At 72.6% G+C, this 2933-nt stretch carries 5 protein-coding genes; 3 read left to right on the forward strand and 2 right to left on the reverse strand.

Annotated features, from left to right (window positions below; genetic code table 11):
- Positions 1-6 precede the first annotated feature (6 nt).
- Positions 7-138, forward strand: coding sequence for a DUF3459 domain-containing protein (locus tag VIR15_RS21250; RefSeq protein WP_524538106.1), 132 nt, complete (start codon positions 7-9; stop codon positions 136-138).
- A gap of 36 nt (positions 139-174) precedes the next feature.
- Positions 175-963: a glycerophosphodiester phosphodiesterase family protein gene (locus VIR15_RS17530; protein WP_331930091.1), complete on the forward strand. Its 789-nt coding sequence runs from the start codon at positions 175-177 to the stop codon at positions 961-963.
- A gap of 37 nt (positions 964-1000) precedes the next feature.
- On the opposite strand, the gene VIR15_RS17535 is transcribed toward VIR15_RS17530, so the two are convergent.
- The gene (locus VIR15_RS17535; protein WP_331930093.1) at positions 1001-1651 is read right to left on the reverse strand and encodes a DUF8185 domain-containing protein; all 651 of its coding nucleotides are present in this window, start codon (positions 1649-1651) and stop codon (positions 1001-1003) included.
- Positions 1648-2109, reverse strand: a complete 462-nt coding sequence (locus VIR15_RS17540; RefSeq protein ID WP_331930095.1) for an acyl-CoA thioesterase — start codon at positions 2107-2109, stop codon at positions 1648-1650. The genes VIR15_RS17535 and VIR15_RS17540 overlap by 4 nt, the downstream gene beginning before the upstream one ends.
- A gap of 111 nt (positions 2110-2220) precedes the next feature.
- On the opposite strand from VIR15_RS17540, the gene VIR15_RS17545 reads away from it, so the two are divergent.
- On the forward strand, positions 2221-2933 hold a 713-nt coding region (locus VIR15_RS17545), incomplete at its 3' end, for a DEAD/DEAH box helicase (protein ID WP_331930097.1).

A 2933-nucleotide genomic window follows, 5' to 3' on the forward strand; every position in this document is an offset into this window, starting at 1 on the left:
GGCGGCCTGCTCGTCGTCGCCAACATCGGCGCCGAGCCGGTGCCGCTGCCCGATGGTGCCGAGGTGATCGCAGCATCGGGGCCGCTCGGCGCCGGGCTGGTGCCGACGGACACCACCGTGTGGGCGAGGTGGCCGTGAGCAACCGCGCGCCGAGCGACGGCTAGCCTCGACCCCATGAGCACGAAGCCGTACCTGGCTCGGACGCCCGTCGCCCTCGCTCACCGCGGCGGCGCGCTCTACGAGCCGAACCTCGGCATCGAGAACACCATGACCGCCTTCCGCAACGCGGTCGCCCTCGGCTACACCCACATCGAGACCGACGTCCATGCCACGCGCGACGGTCGCCTCGTCGCCTTCCACGACGACCGGCTCGACCGCGTCTCGGACCTGCATGGCCGGATCCGGAGCCTGGACTGGGACGAGATCCGCTGGGCCCGGGTCGGTCACGGCGAGCACGTGCCGCTGCTCAGCGAGGTCATCGAGACCTTCCCCGAGACCAAGCTCAACATCGACCTCAAGGCACCGCGGACCGGCGAGCTGCTCTGGGAGCTCATCGAGCATCGTGGCCTGCACGACTCGGTGTGCGTCGGGTCGTTCTACCAGCGGGAGATCACCACCTTCCGGAAGGTGTCCGCCGGTCGGGTAGCGACGGCCGCTGCCCATGCCGGCACGATCCTCATGCGCTTCGGTCCCCGTGCCCTGTCGCGTCTGCTCCGGTCCCCGGCCGACGTCTTCCAGGTCCCGCCGACCTACCTCCTCGGGCGCCGTGAGGTGACCGTCGTGACGCGCAAGCTCGTCGACGCCGCCCACCACTTCGGCAAGCAGGTCCACGCGTGGACGGTCGACGACCCGGACGAGATGCACCGCCTGCTCGACCTCGGCGTCGACGGCCTCGTCAGCGACCGCATCGATGTCCTCAAGGACGTGCTCACCGACCGCAACGTGTGGACGGGAGCCGGCTGAGCGGCATACGCGTGCCGTGTGGGGCGGGACCGAGGGCTCAGCGCACGAGGACGTGACCCCGCGACGTGGTGAGCCGGGTCCACCGTCCGCACGTCGCGACGACGGTCGGCTCGCCGTCCTCGAGGAACCCCAGGACGTGCGCGCCGAAGGCGAGCCCGGACGCGATCGGCGGGACGGTCCGCGTCATCGCCCCCCAGACCCGGCGTCGCAGGGCCGTCACCGCGGCGCCGCCCGCTCCAGCCGGGGTCCCCTCCGCCACCTCGGCGATGCCGTGTTCGGCGGCGCTCCGGACGTCCGCCGCGTCGAGCGCGCCGACGCGCTCCCAGCCCTCGCGCGGCGGCGTCAACCCGGCCCAGGGTGGCGACACCGTGGTCGGGGGCACGCTCAACGTCGTCTCGGTGCCACGGTGTCGCGCCAGGCGGTCGGTGATCGACGCGAAGGTCACCGTCGCGTCGATCCCGGGGGTGGCGTCCCGAATGCGGACCGCCCGGAGGCCGAGCACGGTCCCGTCCCCCAGGAGGCCGGACCCCTCGAGCACGGCGACGGTGACGACGAGCAGCCCACGTCCGGGCACCTGGAGCCGGATGGCGCCGTCCGGCACGGCGACGCGCGCCCGGCCGATGAAGGTCGAGAGGTCAGTCAGGCCGCGAGCGTCCCCGAAGTCGATCTGCTCGGCGACGGCGCTCACCGCCGCCGCCTCCGGAACGGTGCCGGGTCGCCGAAGAGCTGGCCCAGGACCTGTCGCTCCTCCGGCCGCATCCGCCTCGGTGACGCGGAGGCGAAGTCGTAGAGCGCGAGCTCGGTCTCGGCAACGGCGTAGACGGTGCGCTGACCGCCAGCTCCGTCACCCACGCCGTCAGGATCGGTGACGACGTAGGCCACGTCGAAACCTGCCCCGCCGATGCGCGAGACCCACATCTGGATCTCGACCGGCTCGTGGCGGAAGCCGAGCGGATGGCGGTACTCGATCTCGTGCCGCGACACGAGCACGCCCTCGTCGAGGAGGGACCGCTCCTGGCCGAACCAGTCCCGGAAGCCGATGACGCGCGCGTCCTCGAGCAGTCGGAGGAACTGGACGTTGTTGATGTGCGCGTAGGCGTCCATGTCGGACCACCGCAGGGACACGTGGGCGGCGTACGGCTCCATGGACCCCATCCTTGCAGTGCCGTCCACACCCTCCCTTCGCGGTACACCCCGTCCACAGCCGATGCCGTATGCCGCTGAGCTCGGTCACCATCGGCCCGTACGGTGGGTGCCATGCCGAGTTCACCGACCGCCCCACCCGCGACCGACCTGCGCGAGCGCGCCACCGTCGCGCTCCGGCGCCTGGTCGGGCGCGACGAGGTCGACTTCCGCGATGGGCAGCTCGAGGCGATCGAGGCGCTCGTCGCGTCCCGGCGGCGCGTGCTTGTCGTCCAGCGGACCGGGTGGGGCAAGTCGGCCGTCTACTTCGTGGCGACGGCGCTGCGGCGCGCCGAGGGTGCCGGGCCGACCGTCATCGTGAGCCCGCTCCTGGCGCTGATGCGGGACCAGATCGCGGCGGCGGAGCGGGCCGGGATCCGCGCGGTCACGCTCAACTCGACGAACGCCGACGAGTGGGGTGCGGTCTCGGGAGCGCTGGCGCGCGATGAGGTGGACGTGCTGCTCGTCAGCCCGGAGCGCCTGAACAACCCGCGCTTTCGCGATGAGCAGCTCCCGGCCCTCGCGGCGTCGTGCGGCCTGCTCGTCGTCGACGAGGCGCACTGCATCAGCGACTGGGGGCACGACTTCCGGCCCGACTACCGGCGGATCCGGGACCTGCTCACCACCTTGCCTGGCGAGACACCGGTCCTCGCGACGACGGCGACGGCGAATGCGCGCGTCGTGACCGACGTCGTCGAGCAGTTGTCGGCGGGCGGGCGGGGTGACGACGGCCCGGGCGGCCGGGAGGTCCTCACGCTGCGAGGCCCGCTCGCCCGAGCGTCGCTGCG

The sequence above is a fragment of the Intrasporangium sp. genome, assembly GCF_036566125.1.
GTDB lineage: Bacteria > Actinomycetota > Actinomycetes > Actinomycetales > Dermatophilaceae > Intrasporangium.

What these genes read in the sequence shown, in the direction of transcription:
- VIR15_RS17530 (WP_331930091.1), top strand. Translation starts at nt 175, where the DNA reads ATGAGCACGAAGCCGTACCTGGCTCGGACGCCCGTCGCCCTCGCTCAC.
- VIR15_RS17540 (WP_331930095.1), bottom strand. Translation starts at nt 2,109, where the DNA reads ATGGAGCCGTACGCCGCCCACGTGTCCCTGCGGTGGTCCGACATGGAC.